Source organism: Prevotella jejuni, from assembly GCF_900187995.1.
GTDB classification, from domain to species: domain Bacteria; phylum Bacteroidota; class Bacteroidia; order Bacteroidales; family Bacteroidaceae; genus Prevotella; species Prevotella jejuni.
The window spans coordinates 21,455-40,577 of record NZ_FZNZ01000032.1; the positions used below are offsets into that span (position 1 = coordinate 21,455).

18 protein-coding genes and 1 pseudogene are annotated in these 19,123 nt (G+C 39.4%); 5 read left to right on the forward strand and 14 right to left on the reverse strand.

What is annotated here, in order from left to right; all coding sequences use genetic code 11:
- Nucleotides 1–77: 77 nt before the first annotated feature.
- Together porG and CHB62_RS11325 are read right to left on the reverse strand one after the other, a co-directional pair.
- Nucleotides 78–770: a type IX secretion system protein PorG gene (gene porG, locus CHB62_RS11320; RefSeq protein WP_089366943.1), complete on the reverse strand. Its 693-nt coding sequence runs from the start codon at nucleotides 768–770 to the stop codon at nucleotides 78–80.
- A gap of 22 nt (nucleotides 771–792) precedes the next feature.
- Nucleotides 793–2,154, reverse strand: a complete 1,362-nt coding sequence (locus CHB62_RS11325; protein ID WP_089366944.1) for a DUF6242 domain-containing protein — start codon at nucleotides 2,152–2,154, stop codon at nucleotides 793–795.
- A 432-nt stretch (nucleotides 2,155–2,586) separates the two neighbouring features.
- Between CHB62_RS11325 and CHB62_RS11330 the strand changes: the two genes are divergently transcribed.
- Nucleotides 2,587–3,456, forward strand: coding sequence for a KilA-N domain-containing protein (locus CHB62_RS11330; RefSeq protein ID WP_089366945.1), 870 nt, complete (start codon nucleotides 2,587–2,589; stop codon nucleotides 3,454–3,456).
- A 1,360-nt stretch (nucleotides 3,457–4,816) separates the two neighbouring features.
- On the opposite strand, the gene pckA is transcribed toward CHB62_RS11330, so the two are convergent.
- Complete coding sequence (gene pckA, locus CHB62_RS11335) at nucleotides 4,817–6,430, reverse strand: phosphoenolpyruvate carboxykinase (ATP) (protein ID WP_089366946.1); 1,614 nt, start codon at nucleotides 6,428–6,430, stop codon at nucleotides 4,817–4,819.
- 280 nt (nucleotides 6,431–6,710) lie between these two features.
- Between pckA and upp the strand changes: the two genes are divergently transcribed.
- Together upp and CHB62_RS11345 are read left to right on the forward strand one after the other, a co-directional pair.
- Nucleotides 6,711–7,370 carry a uracil phosphoribosyltransferase gene (upp, locus tag CHB62_RS11340; protein WP_009013109.1) on the forward strand — a complete coding sequence of 220 codons (660 nt, stop codon included), beginning with the start codon at nucleotides 6,711–6,713 and terminating at the stop codon, nucleotides 7,368–7,370.
- A 145-nt stretch (nucleotides 7,371–7,515) separates the two neighbouring features.
- The gene (locus CHB62_RS11345) at nucleotides 7,516–8,820 is read left to right on the forward strand and encodes a S41 family peptidase (protein ID WP_089366947.1); all 1,305 of its coding nucleotides are present in this window, start codon (nucleotides 7,516–7,518) and stop codon (nucleotides 8,818–8,820) included.
- A 161-nt stretch (nucleotides 8,821–8,981) separates the two neighbouring features.
- Here the strand turns inward: CHB62_RS11345 and CHB62_RS11350 are convergent, their stop codons facing one another.
- From CHB62_RS11350 to CHB62_RS11395, 10 genes are all read right to left on the reverse strand, one after another.
- Complete coding sequence (locus tag CHB62_RS11350) at nucleotides 8,982–10,712, reverse strand: MAG1210 family protein (RefSeq protein ID WP_089366948.1); 1,731 nt, start codon at nucleotides 10,710–10,712, stop codon at nucleotides 8,982–8,984.
- Between the two features lie 14 nt (nucleotides 10,713–10,726).
- Nucleotides 10,727–11,476 (reverse strand): LemA family protein, encoded by a 750-nt coding sequence (locus CHB62_RS11355; protein ID WP_013264589.1) that lies wholly within the window; start codon nucleotides 11,474–11,476, stop codon nucleotides 10,727–10,729.
- 234 nt (nucleotides 11,477–11,710) lie between these two features.
- Nucleotides 11,711–12,346: a hypothetical protein gene (locus tag CHB62_RS11360; protein ID WP_089366949.1), complete on the reverse strand. Its 636-nt coding sequence runs from the start codon at nucleotides 12,344–12,346 to the stop codon at nucleotides 11,711–11,713.
- 570 nt (nucleotides 12,347–12,916) lie between these two features.
- The gene (locus CHB62_RS14925; RefSeq protein WP_155948921.1) at nucleotides 12,917–13,072 is read right to left on the reverse strand and encodes a hypothetical protein; all 156 of its coding nucleotides are present in this window, start codon (nucleotides 13,070–13,072) and stop codon (nucleotides 12,917–12,919) included.
- Nucleotides 13,073–13,133: 61 nt separating this feature from the next.
- Nucleotides 13,134–13,487: a DUF6984 family protein gene (locus tag CHB62_RS11370; RefSeq protein WP_089366950.1), complete on the reverse strand. Its 354-nt coding sequence runs from the start codon at nucleotides 13,485–13,487 to the stop codon at nucleotides 13,134–13,136.
- A complete protein-coding gene (locus tag CHB62_RS11375; RefSeq protein ID WP_254919381.1) occupies nucleotides 13,477–13,953 on the reverse strand; it encodes an RHS repeat domain-containing protein in 477 nt (158 codons plus the stop codon). The genes CHB62_RS11370 and CHB62_RS11375 overlap by 11 nt, the downstream gene beginning before the upstream one ends.
- 130 nt (nucleotides 13,954–14,083) lie before the next feature.
- Complete coding sequence (locus tag CHB62_RS11380; protein WP_036862139.1) at nucleotides 14,084–14,491, reverse strand: hypothetical protein; 408 nt, start codon at nucleotides 14,489–14,491, stop codon at nucleotides 14,084–14,086.
- A gap of 409 nt (nucleotides 14,492–14,900) precedes the next feature.
- Nucleotides 14,901–15,254 (reverse strand): DUF6984 family protein, encoded by a 354-nt coding sequence (locus tag CHB62_RS11385; protein WP_004359294.1) that lies wholly within the window; start codon nucleotides 15,252–15,254, stop codon nucleotides 14,901–14,903.
- A 26-nt stretch (nucleotides 15,255–15,280) separates the two neighbouring features.
- Nucleotides 15,281–15,601, reverse strand: coding sequence for an RHS repeat-associated core domain-containing protein (locus tag CHB62_RS11390; RefSeq protein ID WP_009013104.1), 321 nt, complete (start codon nucleotides 15,599–15,601; stop codon nucleotides 15,281–15,283).
- A gap of 210 nt (nucleotides 15,602–15,811) precedes the next feature.
- Nucleotides 15,812–16,447 carry a hypothetical protein gene (locus tag CHB62_RS11395; protein ID WP_089366951.1) on the reverse strand — a complete coding sequence of 212 codons (636 nt, stop codon included), beginning with the start codon at nucleotides 16,445–16,447 and terminating at the stop codon, nucleotides 15,812–15,814.
- A 551-nt stretch (nucleotides 16,448–16,998) separates the two neighbouring features.
- On the opposite strand from CHB62_RS11395, the gene CHB62_RS11400 reads away from it, so the two are divergent.
- Nucleotides 16,999–17,727 (forward strand): DUF1266 domain-containing protein, encoded by a 729-nt coding sequence (locus tag CHB62_RS11400; protein ID WP_089366952.1) that lies wholly within the window; start codon nucleotides 16,999–17,001, stop codon nucleotides 17,725–17,727.
- 30 nt (nucleotides 17,728–17,757) lie between these two features.
- Nucleotides 17,758–18,288, forward strand: a complete 531-nt coding sequence (locus CHB62_RS11405) for a hypothetical protein (protein WP_089366953.1) — start codon at nucleotides 17,758–17,760, stop codon at nucleotides 18,286–18,288.
- 481 nt (nucleotides 18,289–18,769) lie between these two features.
- Here the strand turns inward: CHB62_RS11405 and CHB62_RS11410 are convergent.
- A pseudogene (locus tag CHB62_RS11410) lies at nucleotides 18,770–19,039 on the reverse strand (Na/Pi cotransporter family protein); the annotation flags it as partial.
- Nucleotides 19,040–19,123 lie beyond the last annotated feature (84 nt).

A 19,123-nucleotide genomic window follows, 5' to 3' on the forward strand; every position in this document is an offset into this window, starting at 1 on the left:
TTGTTTTTATGTACAATATGTATGTTTGTACGATGCGGACTACACCTTATTATATTAGCTCCTGACTTCTTTGTCCTTTATTCGTCCTCGTTATGACAGGTCTTACACTTTGCCATAAAACTATAAGAGAACGTCAGCTGTAGGGTGGAATAACTGTCCGTATTCTTGAAGATTCCACTACTCTTAATGCCATAGGGGTCTTTCTGTCCGTCTAATTCATCACTGAGCGAGAAGTGTACAGCCCATTCTAAGCCTACGTTCATACGCTCGCTGACCTTATATTTCACACCTACTCCGATAGGAAGATTAGCCGTCAAGACTGACTTACGGTCACCTCCTTTTAGGTTTACGTAGGTGGCACCTAATCCTATCATAGCGTAGGGTGACAAGCGCTGTGCACCTCGATAGTCACGACCTGTGCCGTATGGTAGGAAGTTATATTCGTATGCAAGGCCCACATCAACCAATGCGTTGTCGAAGGTATAGGGGGCTGAGGCAAAACGGGGATAGTAAGTTTTGACATCAGCAGACGACCCTTTCATCTTTCCAAACGACACATTCATCTTTACTCCCATGTAAGGACTGAGATTATATCGTGCTAACAACGTCCCCATCGGCTGTAGGTCTTTCATTAACGACCCATTGAAATCGCCTAAATAACCCATCACTCCGACGCCAGCGCCTATCTCCATCTTATACTCGGGGTCGGACTGCGCCCAAAGTGGTGTAGTAGCAAGGAAGAGGAGAAGACTGATGAAGAGTTGTTTCATTCTTGTTACTTATTGTCTTATCCTACTCTGCCAATCGACTAAGGTTCAAGGCCCATCCTACACGATTGAGTCTTCCACGCCAAACCTTCGTTCCGCTGATAATCCAGAGGTATTGGTCGCTATCGACAGTAGCTGCGAAAGTAGCACCTGCCTGCATGTCTTTTGGATAAGTAAAGTTCTTGTCGGCTTTCCAAGTGATACCACTATCACGAGAGAGAAGCATAGAAACCACCTTATTACTATTGTCGATACCCAAGGCCAGGGCTGCTCTGTCATAGTCGACAACGGCAAGGTTCTTATAAAGAGGCAACTGGAACTTATCCGCATTGCTCTCAACATAATTCCACTGCTCGCTTGGTCGATAAGAAACCTTTGTCCATGATGTATTGTGCGTACCACTTGCTGGTTTGCCAACGAGAAGCACACTGTACAGATTAGACGTAATCGCTGTATATGAGTAATTGATATTGCTTGTTGGTAATAATGATGTGCTACTATCTAATGACTCAGCAGTCCATGTTGCACCATTATCTTTTGATGACAACAGACTACCTGTGTTAGACAAAGCAAACAGCTCAACTGGTGATGCTGCCACCAATTGTTTCAGACTGCTATTAGTAGCAACAGTAGTCCAAGTGTTGCCGTCTGTAGAGCTATACACCGCTCCGTTATCGATGACAAAGAGTTTATCTCCTTGTGTCACAATACTCTTATAAGCATCAGCAGCGAAAGTCTTGTTCAGCTTAGTCCAGCTATTTCCATTGTCTTTTGCCGCAGCATAAACGACAGTCTGGCTACCATTGGTACCGAAGACAAACACCTTGCTACCCGTACTAACGGCCTTCATTGCTGTGAAGGAAGCAAAGTTGCTGTTTGCCTGCAGTGTTTCCCAACTAAACACATTCCCTTTTTGCTTATGAACATTGACGATCACCTTATAATCTCTATACTCACTCCCCTTGTTTGAATAAACACGGAGAACACGAGGAGTGCTAAAGTCGATAGAGTCATTGCTGTTGTAATACGTAAATTTCTCTTCAGTCGTTGACTTAAGAACCACAACACCACTGTTCTTGGCTACAATCTTAGCCAATACACTTGACGACTTCGTACCGTAAGGCAAAGAGTCAGGGTTATAAATCAGCCCCTGCGCCTGATCAATATAGAACTTAACCTTAGCCGCATTAAACTTAGCTGTATAAACGCTATCGCTTCCGTTCTTAGTAATTGTATCACGCACTTGCGCCATTTGTCCCAAAGAAAAGCTCAAAATAGCCGTGTCTTTGTAACTTACACTTTCTTTCTCGTCGTCGTCTTTAAGACAAGAAGTTATCGTCAAAGTAGCCATCATTAAAGCTACGAGAGTATATATCTTATTACGCATCAGATACTAATAATTGGATTTAACTGCAAATTTAATCAGAATTCTTCATATTCAACGTCTTTAACGAGGTTAATTATGTAAAATATCGAAAATAACTGCGTTTTTTTAAGTTTGTTTAGTAAGTATTGCCAAAGTAACGATAAACTTGAAGAAAAACGAGCAATAAATCACATCTGATAAGCTTCTGCTATCTTCCTTACCTTCACCTGAACTTTTCAATTTATACTATTGTCTTTTCACACGCCTTTTCTCGACTTAAAACCTTATCCTTCTTCGACTTTTCTACACCATTGATTATTTACTTATTTTGCACTACATCACACCATCATTTGCTCTCATTGCAGAAAAAATCGTATAAGAAGCAAAAAAGACTCTAACAATACTGAGAAGTGTTTTTTATTTGTTACTTTTGCTGATATAATAACTAAAAATATGAATACATCAAAGAAGATAACAGTACAGAGTACAGAAATATCTGTGCTGATAGGAAATGAGAGCGACTACATTTGCCTAACAGATATGGCACATTTCAAAGACAAGGAAAGGACGGATTATGTCATACAGAACTGGTTACGCACAAGAAGCACAATAGAATATTTGGGAGCATGGGAACAGCTTTACAACCCTAATTTTAATCCCACCGAATTCGATGGGTTTAGAAATAGCGCAGGATTAAACTCGTTTACTCTAACCGCAAAGCAATGGATACAAAAGACAAATGCGATAGGTATTATGTCTAAGGCTGGCAGGTATGGTGGAACTTATGCACACAAAGATATAGCCTTTAACTTTGGTATGTGGCTAAGTCCTGTATTCCAACTTTACATTGTAAAGGAATATCAGCGGTTAAAAGAACAAGAGAACGATCCGCTTTCGTTAGAGTGGAACGCAAAGCGAATACTATCCAAAACCAATTATACACTTCATACCGATGCTATTAAAAACGTGATTATTCCTAAAATGGACATTGAGGCTATCAAGCATGGGATTATCTATGCAACCGAAGCTGATATGTTAAATATAATTCTCTTTGGGTGTAAAGCAAAAGAATGGGCTCAAGCGAACCCGAATTTGGCATCTAAAGGAATAAATCTTAGAGAAACTGCAAGCATCAACCAGTTAGTAGTATTATCTAATATGGAATCTGCTAATTCTGAAATGATAAAACAAGGGGTATCAAGAAAGCAACGTTTTGAAATTCTCCATAAAATGGCAAAAGAACAGTTAAAGGTACTTGACACGAACAATACAGAACAAAGATTTAGAAAAATCTTACCTGATAGCACAAAGAAAATAGAGTAATTAGTATTGAAATAGTTTACGCATTTAAGGAATTATATTCGCCTTGATAGTCTACTGCTAATCAAATAAATATCTATCGTAGCTCATCCTACTTCTTTCAGTCAACGTAATGATGCCTCGCACACCTTGTGCAGAGCGTTCGCACAGGTCGTGCGGAGGCTGAACACGAGTGGTGCGGAGTACTCAATACATTTGCCATAATCCCCATTAGAAGTTTGATAATCAGATGAAAACAATAAAGCAAGCCTATGCCATAATAAACCATACAGAGCAAGCTGAGGGAAACGGAGGTTGGATGTTCACAAAAATATGGGTTTTCAGAAATTTAGAGTGATAATAATCTGCCTAATCTTAGATCTCTGACGAAATATCACACAGAGAAATAGAGGGTACGGAGGAGTATTAAAACATAATAATGATAGTCTACAGAGGCACAGTCAGTGCATAGAGCAAAGGAGATTGTTTGCCAGTTCTATTAGCAATTTATATACAAAGCGTTTATCCTAAAAAGTTATTAGGAATCTGTACGCTACCCCTCCGTCGCTCATTGTGCTATCAGCACCTCCACAACATGGTGTTTAGCTCCGTCCCCTCTGTATCTCCGTGTGCGTTATTATATAAGTGCTTTAACATATCACTCAACATTTTGGAAGAACAAAAAATCCTAACAGGGATTTTCTATATGAATAATTAACTCATAAGAGACAGGACATAATCTGGGTCTTCAGCAATATGGAGTGATACCTTTTGAGATTAGAACTTTGAAGAAACGTCACACAGAGAAATGGAGATCACAGAGGTTTTATATAGCAGAAATCATTAGGCACAGAGGCATCGTTGGTGGGTGGAGGAACAGAGGATATTTGCGAGTGTTATTAATGTTTTTGTCTACTTCATTACAAAGCACTGGTTTGCAAGATTTATAAAAACGTTTATTACCAAAGCTATCAGTAATATGTACACTACAACTCTGTCGCTCTTTGTGCTTTCGGCACCTCCGTGATATTGTCTTTTATGCTTTCACCTCCGTGTTCTCCTCCTCTCTGTGTGACTTTTATATGTAGTGGCTTACTTTATCACTCCAAATTCCTGAAGAACCCATAATCTTACCAAAACAAACTTTGCTGTCACTCCTGTCACTCAAAACATCCACTTAACTCGTTAATATTCAGTAGTATTACACGAAGTGTTAAAAGTGACAGCAAAACAAAATTAAAACTACTGTAGTAATAGTGCGTAATATTTCTACTTACTATTAGCGGTCTTATTATCCTATATTACAGAAGGACAAACAAAAACTCCCACCCGTATTGCTACGGATGGGAGTCATTATTATCTATTCAGAAGTATTCCGAAAGGATTAGAGCTGTGGACCAGCTGCTACGAGAGCCTTACCAGCCTCGTTGTTCTCGTACTTCTTGAAGTTCTTTATGAAACGAGCTGCGAGGTCCTTAGCCTTCTCATCCCACTGAGCTGCATCAGCGTAAGTGTCACGTGGATCGAGAATCTCAGTTGCAACACCTTCGAGCTTTGTAGGAACAGTGAAATCGAAGTAAGGAATCTGCTTTGTTGGAGCAGCGTCAATTGAGTGGTTCAAGATAGCGTCGATGATACCACGAGTATCGCGGATAGAAATACGCTTACCTGTACCATTCCAACCAGTGTTAACCAAGTAAGCCTTAGCACCGCTCTGCTGCATCTTCTTAACCAACTCCTCAGCATACTTTGTTGGGTGGAGCTCCAAGAATGCCTGACCGAAGCAAGCAGAGAATGTTGGAGTAGGCTCAGTGATACCACGCTCTGTACCAGCCAACTTAGCTGTGAAACCAGAGAGGAAGTAGTACTTAGTCTGCTCTGGAGTCAAGATAGATACTGGAGGCAATACACCGAATGCGTCAGCTGAAAGGAAGATAACCTGCTTAGCAGCTGGACCCTGAGACTCAGGACGCTGGATGTTCTTAATGTGGTAGATTGGGTAAGAAACACGAGTGTTCTCAGTTACGCTCTTATCAGCGAAGTCAATCTTACCATTCTCGTCAACTGTTACGTTCTCGAGGAGAGCGTCACGTGTGATAGCGCCGTAGATGTCTGGCTCAGACTCCTTGTCAAGGTTGATAACCTTAGCATAGCAACCACCCTCGTAGTTGAAGATACCCTTGTCATCCCATCCGTGCTCGTCATCACCGATGAGCTTACGCTTTGGATCGGTAGAAAGAGTAGTCTTACCAGTACCAGAAAGACCGAAGAAGATAGCTGTGTTCTCACCGTTCATGTCAGTGTTAGCAGAGCAGTGCATAGAAGCCATACCCTTCAATGGCAAGAAGTAGTTCATCATAGAGAACATACCCTTCTTCATCTCACCACCGTACCATGTGTTAACGATTACCTGCTCCTTAGTTGTTACGTTGAACATAACGCAAGTCTCTGAATGAAGACCGAGCTCCTTCCAGTTCTCAACCTTAGCCTTAGAAGCGTTGTAAACGATGAAGTCTGGCTCCTGATCGAAGTCTGCCTCTGACTTTGGACGGATGAACATGTTTGTTACAAAGTGAGCCTGCCAAGCAACCTCAACGATGAAACGAATCTTCATACGTGTGTCCTTGTGAGTACCGCAGAAACCATCAACTACGAAAAGACGCTTGTTAGAAAGCTCCTTCTTAGCGATGTCCTTAACAGCTGTCCAAGCTTCCTTAGAAGCACGGTGGTTATCGTTATGGTATTCCTCAGAATCCCACCATACTGTATCGTGAGAGTTCTCATCATCAACGATGAACTTATCCTTAGGAGAACGACCAGTGTAGATACCAGTCATTACGTTTACTGCACCAAGCTCAGTCTCCTGGCCTCTTTCATAGCCCTGAAGACTCTCTTTTGTTTCTTCATTGAACAATACTTCGTAAGAAGGATTGTAAAGTACTTCTGTTGTACCTGTAATACCGTACTTCTCAAGTACGCTCTTATCAAACTTTGCCATTTCTTATAAATGTATTTAGTTGAAAATTGATTTGTTCACTGTTTTTACGTCCTATTTATTAAGACACCGCAAAGGTAATATATTTATTAAATTCACACAAAAAATACCGAAGAAAAAGTTTCAAAGTATTTGCTTAGAAGGTTAAAGAAATAAAAAAAACAAGAAGCATGGCTATATTTGCAAATCAGACTTTGCAAAACCTCAGATTTATTTCTTAATTTTGCCGAAATTTTGCAGAGCAAGTTGCTAACTTGCTTATCTATAACACCTAAGACTTAAAATGGACATCATTAATTTTTCAGAGCAGAACTCTATTATCAATCAGTATTTAGCAGAAATCCGTGATAAGGATTATCAGAAGAATCGTTTGCTCTTCCGCAACAATGTTATGCGTATCGGAGAGTTCGAAGCTTTTGAAATTTCTAAAACACTGAACTACGAACCAAAGGATGTTGTTACTCCATTAGGTACGGCTCAGGTTAATGTACCAACTGACAAGATTGTTTTGGCAACTATTTTCCGTGCTGGATTGCCTTTCCATAATGGCTTCCTTAACATATTCGACCATGCTGGTAATGCCTTCGTTAGTGCTTATCGAGAATATACGGATGCTGAACATCATGAGGTAGGTATTCACGTTGAATATCTTGCTACACCAGACATCAATGGTAAGACACTTATCATCGCTGACCCAATGTTGGCTACTGGTGGTTCTATGGAGTTAGGCTACAAAGCTATCCTTTCAAAGGGAACTCCTCGTCATGTGCATGTTGCTTGTCTTTTGGCTACACCAGAAGGTATCGCACATATCCGCAAAACTTTCCCTGAAGACTCAACAACCATTTGGTGTGCAGCAATTGACGAAGGATTGAACGAGCATAAGTACATTGTTCCTGGCTTCGGTGATGCTGGTGACTTGTGCTATGGTGAGAAGTTATAAAGATACTCTATAAATCTTCAAATCGGTTCATTAGAGATATATAGAAGCTGATTTTCATAAATCCTTTCGTCTAACGTATGAAGCACTTAAAACTCATATTTTAGCTTCAAAAGGAAGTCTATGAACAATCAAAGCTTTCTCTCTTATGAACCGATTTAGTATTACATTACTTTTACATAAGTGCATTATGAAGAAATTTGTTGTATTGATGATTGTTACCTTTGGATTAATAGTATCTATATTTGCAGTGTTTGCTCTAAATAGATGGTATCCAACGCATGGGCATGCAGACTGGGATGAGGTTCAACAATTCACAGCAGACAAGATACCTGTTAATCCAAAAGACTTCCGAAGTGATTTCGAAGAGATATTCGAACAGGTCAAAAAGAAATACCCATATATTACTAAGAAACACATCAACCTTGATTCGATTCACACCACATGCCTTCAACGAATTGACACCATGCAATCGAAAGTGGCTTATTCATTACTTATAATGGAATTCTTTGCCAATTTGAAATGCACTCATGCAAATAATGAAAGCATACTATATCCTTGGTTCATACAAGGGGATAATATCACAGTCATTGGGAATCGTGTGTTTATTAATTACCCTTCAGTCTTTGCTATAAAGGCAGGATTGCAAGATAAAGACGAGATTGTAACTGTTGATGGTGTACCTACAAATAAATGGGTGATGCATAATAGCAAATATGTCTCTGCTTCGACAGATGCCACTCGCTATCTACTATCAGCTTTGACTATACTCTGTAGTTATACAAGTCCTATAAAGACACTTGGCATTATTCGCCATGGAAAACCAATAACTATCACCATTCAACTGCAATCTAAGTCTGTTCCCACAAAGGCAGAGGAACAAAACGTAACTTGGAGAAAGGTGTCTTCAAGGATTGGATATATTAACGTGAAAAGCATGCAAGATAATGCTGACACTGAATTCACCAAAGCTTTGAAGCATCTAAGCAAACTCCCATACTTGATAGTTGATGTACGTCAGAATGGTGGAGGTAACAGTTGGATAGGAGATAATATTGCACAGAACTTAATAAAAGGTAAACGACGTATTTGGAATGGGTCTACAATATCTCCTTCTACTAACAGCTATAAGGGAAAAGTAATCATCTTGATGGGTCATTATTCTTGTTCTTCAGCTGAGACTTTTCTCATTACAATGAAAGAAAGTGGTGATGCAGTGTTGGTTGGTACATCTTCAGCTGGTGATACAGGCGGTATTATTTGTCTTTTTAAGACATCACATGGAATATTCTATCGACTTCCTGTAGGACATTCGTCAGGTACCTCTCCCAAGGGTTTCCCATTAGAAGGGAAAGGAATAAGCCCGAATTATTTGGTATCAATGAAAGTTAATGACTTCTTATCAGGGAAAGATACTCAATTGTCTTATGCTCTTCAACTGCTTCAAAAATAGCAGTCAACATTAGAAAGTACATGTGTATGCTTGTTCTCGAATATATTATCGAATCTAAGGCAAGCGCTTCATTTCTACTCAAGACTACCCTTACATAAACAAAGGACGATAAAAGCGAAATACTTCTATCGTCCTTTGCTATTCATTCTTGCTTTCTATGCTTATATCTTAGAAGCAATATGCCTTCTATAGACATCCAAGTGCGACTTCTGTAAGACGTCACTGATATGGCTCATACGCTGTTTCTGACTCATATCAGTATCGTTTTGAGTCTCATCCTCCTGCATCATAATACGGCCATTGCCCTCAACAGGTAAGAACTCATACCACTCCACGGGTACATCATGCCATGAACCGTCACCACCATATTTACTAATATAAGACATACGACGTTCTGAACGGAAGCCATAAGCTGTCACGTTAATCAGCGTACTGCCATCCCCCTGTGCCGCAGAAGAAGTCTTCATAATACAAGGAGTTACACAATCAGGATGTTGGAAATTCTCCTGTCCCCAAAAGTTAGCCAATGCTTCATGCTCCCAGAACGAACTCTTCTGTTCCATATCATGTCCGTAGATATCCTTCTGTGGACGTATCTGCTGATACATCGGTACACATAACAAGGGTGCAAAACTAAAGTAGATAGCACGGAAGTATCTCGCATTGATTTCGTAAAAGTCTTTCTTAGCCTTCTCAAAGTCAAAACTGCGATACTGAGCAGGGTTCATATCGAGGTCTAACACTTGTAAATGTTCTGGCATGATAGTGTCTATCATGTAATGCTTATCGAAATCAAAGTCATCACCATAGCCCTCTTTCTCGTCCATCAACAGTGCCATCATACTCTGTTGTGCCAATGGTGTGAAGAGTAAAGCATATTGCTGATTGTTATTACGATTACTTGTATTGAACGCAACCTCAAACTCTTCATTCGTCAACATCGCAAAGTCGCCACTCTCAAGGTTGCGTGCTTTACGTCTCAACATAAACCGATCCCACTTATAACGTAACGAACCTTCTTTTCCTGCCAGCCCACTTGGCTTACGATAGAAGGTCAAGTCGGGTGCTGCTGTATTACCATAGATAAGCCTTGTACGCTCAAAATAGTTAGGATAAGGCGCTGTTACACTGGCATATAAGGTTTCTGAGTGAGACACAGTACGTGGCTTTCCATCAGGACCCGTCTCTGTTGTTGTCCAGAAAATGGTTTTCTGACCGTGATAAGTCTTCTCTCCCATCTCCATCTTTCGTGTTCGACAGATGACGAAAGGATTACCATTAATAAGTCCAGAATGTGAATAAAGTACAGAACGCTCGGTATTAAAAGAGTCGTTCCATCCGTATGTTTTACGAAGGTCTGCCAGTCGTTGTGCCGTAAAATAAGGGTCGAACTCCAGTCTGGGTACAGTCTTCGACATCATACGCGTAAAGACATCCCAGTCGTAAAGCCTATTCAGAGCAGCCATCTGATTCCATGCCTGTTCCTTCAAAGTTTTCACCTTATTATCTAATTCATTGTGCTGAGTACGTAAGGACTTCAATTTTGGATGTACCTTGAGTAATAGAAAGACAAGCAGTAAGACCGCCCCTCCACCTATCATCAAGAGATGCTCCATTGGAAACTCATTCCATTTCACATATACAACAGCACCACCTGCCACCATAGCTATCCACAGAATGACGCATAGGATAGTCCACATCGTGATACGACCAGACACATCCGCAAGATTCTTCTCACCTGCATAGATTTGTCGACACGTCTCACGATTAGCCTCAACATCAACCTGCGCCTCGTCAGCAAGTGCATTAAAGGTTTCATCAGCCACCTTCTTGAACTTATCTTTGAAGGTGCTGATGTATTCGTTTAGTGGATCATATATATCCTCTATCATTTACTTCTGTAGTATTAGAAGAACTTACCTCTCGCTGCCTCTCGTGTTTCTGCTGTTGCAGTAAATGGTATGCGAGTTGTATAACCCTGCTGAGCAGCAACAATCATCTTTGTTGGCCAAGAGAAGATATCAGTATTCCATTGTGTCACACGACTGTTATATACAGTACGAGCTGCAGTAATCTCACGCTGCAAGTAGTTATTCTGTTGCATCGCATCAGCAATAGCATTGTGTGCTTTCAACTCTGGATAAGCCTCAACCTGTGGAAAGAGTCGACCGAAGGCTGTATTTACTTGTGCATTCACATCACTTCTATTTCCTTCGTTCACACCACCACTACGAAGGGCTGCAACGGCTTTCATCACGTCTTTATCAAGGTCAATAGCACGTTCTACCAGTCCTACTACGTTCTGCAGTATCTGTACGCGCTGTTCCAAATAGTTGTCAATATTAGACGCCTCAGCCTGAATACGCTGTTCTAACTTCTGGAAATAATTGCGAGCTGATATCTTCATAAAGATAAAGATAACACCTGGAAGGATTCCCACCAAACAGCCTACAACACCTACAAGCAATGGATTTGTCATCGTACTACCCAATAACAGCACAAACAACAATACCAACACCGGACCAACTACCCACAAAGCAATCTGGAAAAGGGTTGAACCAAAACCAACTTCAACAGGAAGTTGCTTGTCTATTACATGTACATCACGGCCAGCATCATTAACTGGTCCTGTCACTTCGTCTAATGAATTTGCCATAGCTTAAATCGTTCTTTGTTTTCAATAATATCTGTTTTTAGGCTTCAAAGATACATTATTTTCTTAAAGAGAGCAAATCTATACTCTTTATCTTCTGTTTTATGAAGACTTGATGACGATTTATAGTATCTATTAGCATAATTTCGTTGTGTACTAAAAGACCTCACAAAGAAAGGGGCATACGCTTGGTACGCCCCCAATCTTTATGAGTTTAATGTCTTCAGCAGATTACTTCTACTTGCAAAAGTCTATCAGTTGACGTCCCCATGCAGGTTTCAGTCCATTCTGCTTCTCCTTGGCATACAGTTCTTTGATGGTCTCTAAGTCCTTTGGACCATTCATACTCGGCTGTCCTGTCTGCTTGCTCATAATATCAAAGAACATGTAAAGAAGAATACGAGGGCGAGGGTTTGTTGGGTTAATGGCAATAGCTGACTTGTAACAACTGATTGCATCGCGGTAATAAAGTTTACCATTCTCAACTGGATTTTGTGTGATAAGGGCCGTGTAATAGAACCCCTTCAATGTAAACAGCTCTGAACGGTCAACGTCATTCTTTGTTTGTAGTGCCTCGACATCATCCTTTACTGCGTCTAAGAATAAAGAAGAATAATCGCTCTGTGGGTCTCGAGCAGCATACTGAAGGGCATAGAACACACGATAATAGGTAGGAAGCCAAGCATCAGGATACTGATTTTCCATGTGTTTCAAGTCATTCATTACCTTTACAATAGATGTAGGTACGTTTACATTGACGACACTTAATGAGTTTTTTAACTGTGCATCGAACTGATTGTTGTTCTGTGCATTCATACTGGTTGCGCACATAAGGGCAACGATAACGACGATTTTAGAAACTAAAGTTTTCATACGCTTTGATTTTAATAAGTGAAACAATGATTTCTGTTGCAAATGTATGAAAGCTTTTTAGAGCCTCCAAATACTGGGGACAGACAACAAAAAAGCGGTTTAGATAACTATCCAGCCCGCTGAAATACTATCTTTTGGGACGAATAACTAACATGCTTAGTTCGTTGGATAGGTAAGAGAATGATGTTATATTTCTGACTAAAGTAAGAAGACACACACTACTCATTTCTACAAGAATAATTTTACTTTTAGTTTGCTGTCACTTTTAACACTTCGCATAACCCTACTGTAATTTAACAAGTTAAGTCATCATAATGAATGACAGGAATGACAGGAAACTCAATTCTAAAAGAATTACCTTACGATAGACAGAGAAGAATAGAGTGGATAACCTCTATATAAAATAAAGTTATTTACAGCTTTATAATATGGTGTAAAATAGTTTTATTGTTAATTAATATAGAGGCTATTCCTGTCATATTATGTAGAACACTATAACCTTTTCTACTAACTTGCACGTGAGCCATAAAGAAATTGTGCCCATCTTGTTTTACTGGAATGTGTGAAATATTACCTTCCATAAATCATATCAACAGTTCCTACTCCTAGCCAACTGGCACCAAAAGATCCACAAATACCACCTACAGCACCTCCTATGATTGCTCCAGAAATAGCACCAACACCTCCAAACCATGCTCCTATCGCCGTATCAACCTTTGCTCCCAATGTCGAACCAGATACACCAGATACGAATACACTGGTTAAGTTAAGTTCATTTCATGTCTGATTATATCTGCGGGATATCCTCCATAGAGTCTACGGAAGGAATATGGCAAATTTCTGAATCATCTACCTTCCAAAAATCTAATTCATAGAGCGTATCATTAGAATCTATTAAAAGATAAACCGCTACTTCAACATTATCAACATCATGAAACTTGCAACATGAAAGAACTCTACTTTGTCTTCGAGTATATTTCTGGTTATTTTTAAAAAGCCCAATACTGCCTATTTTCTCTTTTGTGAGAGGATAAGCGATAAATTTATTTTCCCAATTACTTTCTAATTGGAATTGAGCTTTGAACGCTAGAAAGGCAATAAGAGCTACTTCCTCAGGAAAAATTTTTCTTTTATATTCCATGAATCCGACCTATATTATAAATATATTCACCATTCTCCAACCTTTTGGACACCACTAGATAAGCCATGTGCACAGCTCTCAATAGTTCATGTCCAAAAGTTCCAACGCCATTAAAAATTGAGCCTATTCCATAAGTAGCGGCAGCACTAGCTGCACCTAATAAAGCCCCTTTCCATATGGGCTTGTCTGACATAGCTGCATTCATGGCACCCATCATTGCACCCATTGCAGTTATTGCGATAAAATCGTCAAGGACAAATATATCACCACTAGGATCGGCATATTTGAGAGGATTATTCAGACAATAACTATAGCTGTTATAGTTCTGGCTATTGTCACCTTCCTGTACGTATTTATCAGGGCTTAGGAATCGGCCGAGTACAGGATCATAGACACGGCCGTTCATATTGATGAGGTTGAACTCATTCAGCATCTCATGCCCCATGCAACCACAGTGCAGGCCCAATGGTGTTGAGCGTTTCCGTCTGCTTACCCCCACGCATCGTACGAAGCATCGAAGACTTTCGTGCCCTTCTCATCCATAACGTAAAGGATGCTGCCCAAAATGTCCGTGAAGGCAAGATTGCATACATTCTTTAGTCTCCATTTTTGATAACAGTCTGCTTGAATTCTTTTGCTTCTCTATCGTAATAGACCGAATTCCATAAGTCGTTAAATTCTTTTTCGGTTATCATATTTATACCCATCTTTTTGAAATCTTCCAATTCGCAATTTGTATCCAGCCAATAACCATAATTTCTATCGTCTGGCATTTTTACAATAATCCTACCATCTTTAGCAAATCCAATTTCTCTGTTTGCAATATGATTTACCACATCGTCATATTCAATAAACCATAGAGTAACATCCTCTATTTTATCATCAAAATCAGGATTTGCACTGAGTGGAACGATCATCTTATGCAGCAAACGACACCATAAGCTTCGTTTTGTTTTATTGTTCTGCTTTTTTTCTGATGACCACTTTAAAATAAAATATTTCATAAATTTGTACTACTTAATATTTAACGAAACCAATGCCATGAGTCTTCATCATTTAATCGCCATTTATAATGAATATGTCCTGGATCAGCAGTGCGCCAATTGTCATAAGGAAATTTTGTATTTCTCAAATTTTGATTTATGTTTCTTAAAGTAGGATTACCTATCTTTTTTGTGTAATATGGTGATACCCCCCCAGAGAAGAGATTTTGTTTGAAAGTCTCCACTCTTAGAATAAGAATTTCCTAACCTAACCCATTGCTTCCATCCTCCCGTTTCATACTTTAATACAGTCCAAAATCCTTGAAATGCTCCTTCTATTACAGATCTTCCAAACAAAAATATTCCGAACTCTGGATATACAGACTCTAAAGGTTTTTCATGTGGAACATTTGAAATTATTGCTGTCTGATTATATCTGCGGGATATCCTCCATAGAGTCTACGGAAGGAATATGGCAAATTTCTGAATCATCTACCTTCCAAAAATCTAATTCATAGAGCGTATCATTAGAATCTATTAAAAGATAAACCGCTACTTCAACATTATCAACATCATGAAACTTGCAACATGAAAGAACTCTACTTTGTCTTCGAGTATATTTCTGGTTATTTTTAAAAAGCCCAATACTGCCTATTTTCTCTTTTGTGAGAGGATAAGCGATAAATTTATTTTCCCAATTACTTTCTAATTGGAATTGAGCTTTGGACGCTAGAAAGGCAATAAGAGCTACTTCCTCAGGAAAAATTTTTCTTTTATATTCCATGAATCCGACCTATATTATAAATATATTCACCATTCTCCAACCTTTTGGACACCACTAGATAAGCCATGTGCACCAGCTCTCAATAGTTCATGTCCAAAAGTTCCAACGCCATTAAAAATTGAGCCTATTCCATAAGTAGCGGCAGCACTAGCTGCACCTAATAAAGCTCCTTTCCATATGGGCTTGTCTGACATAGCTGCATTCATGGCACCCATCATTGCTCCCATTGCAGTTATTGCGATAAAATCGTCAAGGACAAATACATTACCACTAGGATCAGCATATTTGAGAGGATTATTCAAACAATAACTATAGCTGTTATAGTTAAATCTGTCTTTTGTTTTCAATAAAATCTGTTTTTAGGCTTCAAAGATACATTTTTTTTCTTAAAGGGAGCAAATCTATACTCTTTATCTTCTTTTTTATGAAGACTTGATGACGATTTATAGTATCTATTAGCATAATTTCTTTGTGTGATAAAAGACCTCACAAAGAAAGGGGCATACACTTGGTACGCCCCCAATCTTTATGAGTTTAATGCCTTCAGCATATTACCTCTACTTGCAAAAGTCTATCAGATTACGTCCCCATGCAGGTTTCAGTCCATTCTGCTTCTCCTTGGCATACAGTTCTTTGATGGTCTCTAAGTCTTTTGGCCCATTCATACTCGGTTGTCCTGTCTGCTTGCTCATAATATCAAAGAACATGTAAAGGAGAATACGAGGGCGAGGGTTCGTCGGGTTAATGGCAATAGCTGACTTATAACAACTGATTGCATCGCGGTAATAAAGTTTACCATTCTCAACAGGATTTTGTGTGATAAGTGCCGTGTAATAGAACCCCTTCAATGTAAACAGCTCTGAACGGTCAACGTCATTCTTTGTTTGTAGCGCCTCGACATCATCCTTCACTGCGTCTAAGAATAAAGAAGAATAATCGCTCTGTGGGTCTCGAGCAGCATACTGAAGGGCATAGAACACACGGTAATAGGTAGGAAGCCAAGCATTAGGATACTGATTCTCCATGTGTTTCAAGTCATTCATTACCTTTACAATAGATGTAGGTACGTTTGCCTTGACATTACTTAAAGTGGTTTTTAACTGTGCATCGAACTGATTATTGTTCTGTGCATTCATACTGGTTGCGCACATAAGGGCAACGATAACGACGATTTTAGAAACTAAAGTTTTCATACGCTTTGATTTTAATAAGTGAAACAATGATTTCTGTTGCAAATGTATGAAAGCTTTTTAGAGCCTCCAAATAATGGGGACAGACGACAAGAATGTGGTTTAGATAACTATCCAAGCCGCTGAATTACTATGTTTTGGGACGAATATCTAACATTCTTTTTTCATTGAAAAGCTAAGAATGAAGCGGTGTGATAACCCTTATTAAAGAACGAAGGGAGTAACTACACATTATATTATATGAGTAATTATGTTTCACTTTGCTGTTATGTTTAATTCTTCATGTAGCCTTATTATAAATTCATGAATTAGGTCTTCACGATGACGGCCTACTATGGTAACAAACGCTGGCTTGGCGAGATTACATCATCATAGAGAGGCTTCACCAGCGTAGATAGAGCCGATAATAAGTGCAGTGTCAACCGAATTGTGGGATAAATCCTACTTATTATATTTAAGGAAAAGGGTAATTTAGTGTTAAAGAAAATTACATCTTCGTCAGGGTTGATGGTTTTTAGTATCTTTGAAACCATATTACTTATAAAACCACAATTATGGGACTATTCAACTTCTCACGTAAACTAACAGACGAACAATTACGACGTATCTCCCTAAGTGCACAATACCAAGAACAACAGGGAGGTAATCATTTTACGCTTTCGGCTAAGATTGGTTCACGTGCGAAGGTCTTTCTCCAACAAGGATGGGGCATCACAGACCGTCAAGGACTCTGCGATACCATAGAGACACTACTCGGACGTATCCGTTCGGCTGACATTACTGTTATTAAAGAAGAGATAATAGCAGAATTACAAGAGGATAGTAATATCAATACAGAGGAACAACGCTTATGCTCAATGGCAAGTATTGCTGGTAAGTATCACATTACAGAGGAAGAAGATTTAGACGACTTGCTCAATATGTTGAACAACTATATCGCAGATCTTGACGCTCTGCACGCCAATCAATTGATAATTTCATGGGATGCCATAACAGGAAAAGACGTTATAGGATGGGATATAGGGCGTGCTGCCTATCTCGTACGTGTAGGCGTAGAAGTGAACTATTTAAAGGCAGACGAGGCATGGAACTACCTCGAGAGAGCGTATCAGAGAGCCATTAGCACATTCAACACATGGGAGGAGTTCGGACATTCCTATATCATCGGCCGTAGTTTCTGGGCCTATTCCCCAGAGGTTCGCGATGTCTTAGGTTTTTGTAACGTAATGAAATGGCTTATGAAACATCCAGATAGCCCATGGCTAAAAGTTACTCTGAAATAAACAATTAATAACATATAAATCATTAAGATTATGAGTCAAAGTATTATTCCGTTTATCTTCATGTTTGTTGCGATGGCCGTTATTGCCTTTTCGTTGATGCTCTATGTATATAGAAAAGGCAAGAATAGTAAGGGAGTCTACACTGCAAAGGCACTGGAGTTTATTGCAAAGAAGTATCCTACTATCGACACAAGCAATATCAAGTGTGTAGAGTTTTGGTATCCTCTGGGCATAATGGGGAAAGCTGATGTCGCACTCGTTGCTTACAATGATGACGACATGTATATTATATCTGTTCTTCCTCGGCCTATACCAGGTTTTTATAGAATCGTTCCTAATGAAGAGTCTGAATGGGATATGGTTTATTATCCTATGTCAAGTATCGAACAGGCAGGCTTTGATGAGAAGCAAAAGAATTTCATTTTCACTGTCAATGGAAAGTCTATAAAACTGAAGATAAGAAAGAGGAACGGATTCCAAGAAGACCAGCAAGCAGAACTACATGACTTCTTTACAACAATATCACAGGCTTTACAGAAGAATAAAGCATTGAACGTATAGCCTCTAAGGGAGATACATCAATAACACACAAGAGGGTGCATAAAAGCTATATAAAGTCTTTTATGCACCCTTGTTTATGTGTGACTGGCTCTCTCTATACAACCATTACCAAATTATTTTCACGAAGAAAAATATTTTTCTTCATGACAATAAATATTTTTTTTCATGAAAATAATTCTCAGAGAGGGGTGTTTTATGGGTCCATACGTCAGACTTCACTTTTTAATTCTTTATCTTTTCCCTTCGAAAGAATGGCTTTTATTTGCTTATGCTTTTGTCTTTTTGTCGTTTGTTTGGTCCCGTTCTTTTCTTGTTGGACGGTATCATTCGCTGCAATCAGTTTACTTATTCAGTACGAATGAGCCTGATGGGTAATGTCTCTAATGGTTACGAACAAGCGAAAAGGCCTCGCTTCCAAAGCGGATGCGAGGCCTTTTATATTAGCAAAGTAATGTTTCTACGATGATAAAAGCCAACGGCTTTATGCGTCCTGTTGGCGGACACCCATACGAGCTTCGACGACATTGACCACATAGTCGCCAAGTTTCTCGCACTCCTGAATGATGTCCATGTACATTGTACCTATTGCGTAGGTGTACTTATGGTCGTTTACATCGTTGATATTCTGCGACCTCAACTGGTTACGATAGTTGTTGATTTCGGTCTCAATATTGAATGATCGATTTACATCATTGTCTTGGCGGTGACCAACAAGGATACGGTTCATCTGTGTCAGAGCGCGCAGAGTCAACCAGCAAGTGCAAAATTACAAAACGTGTTTAAAGAACTCACACTTTGGAGTAGAAAAGTTTAATTTTTCTCTTGGTCTTTCGTT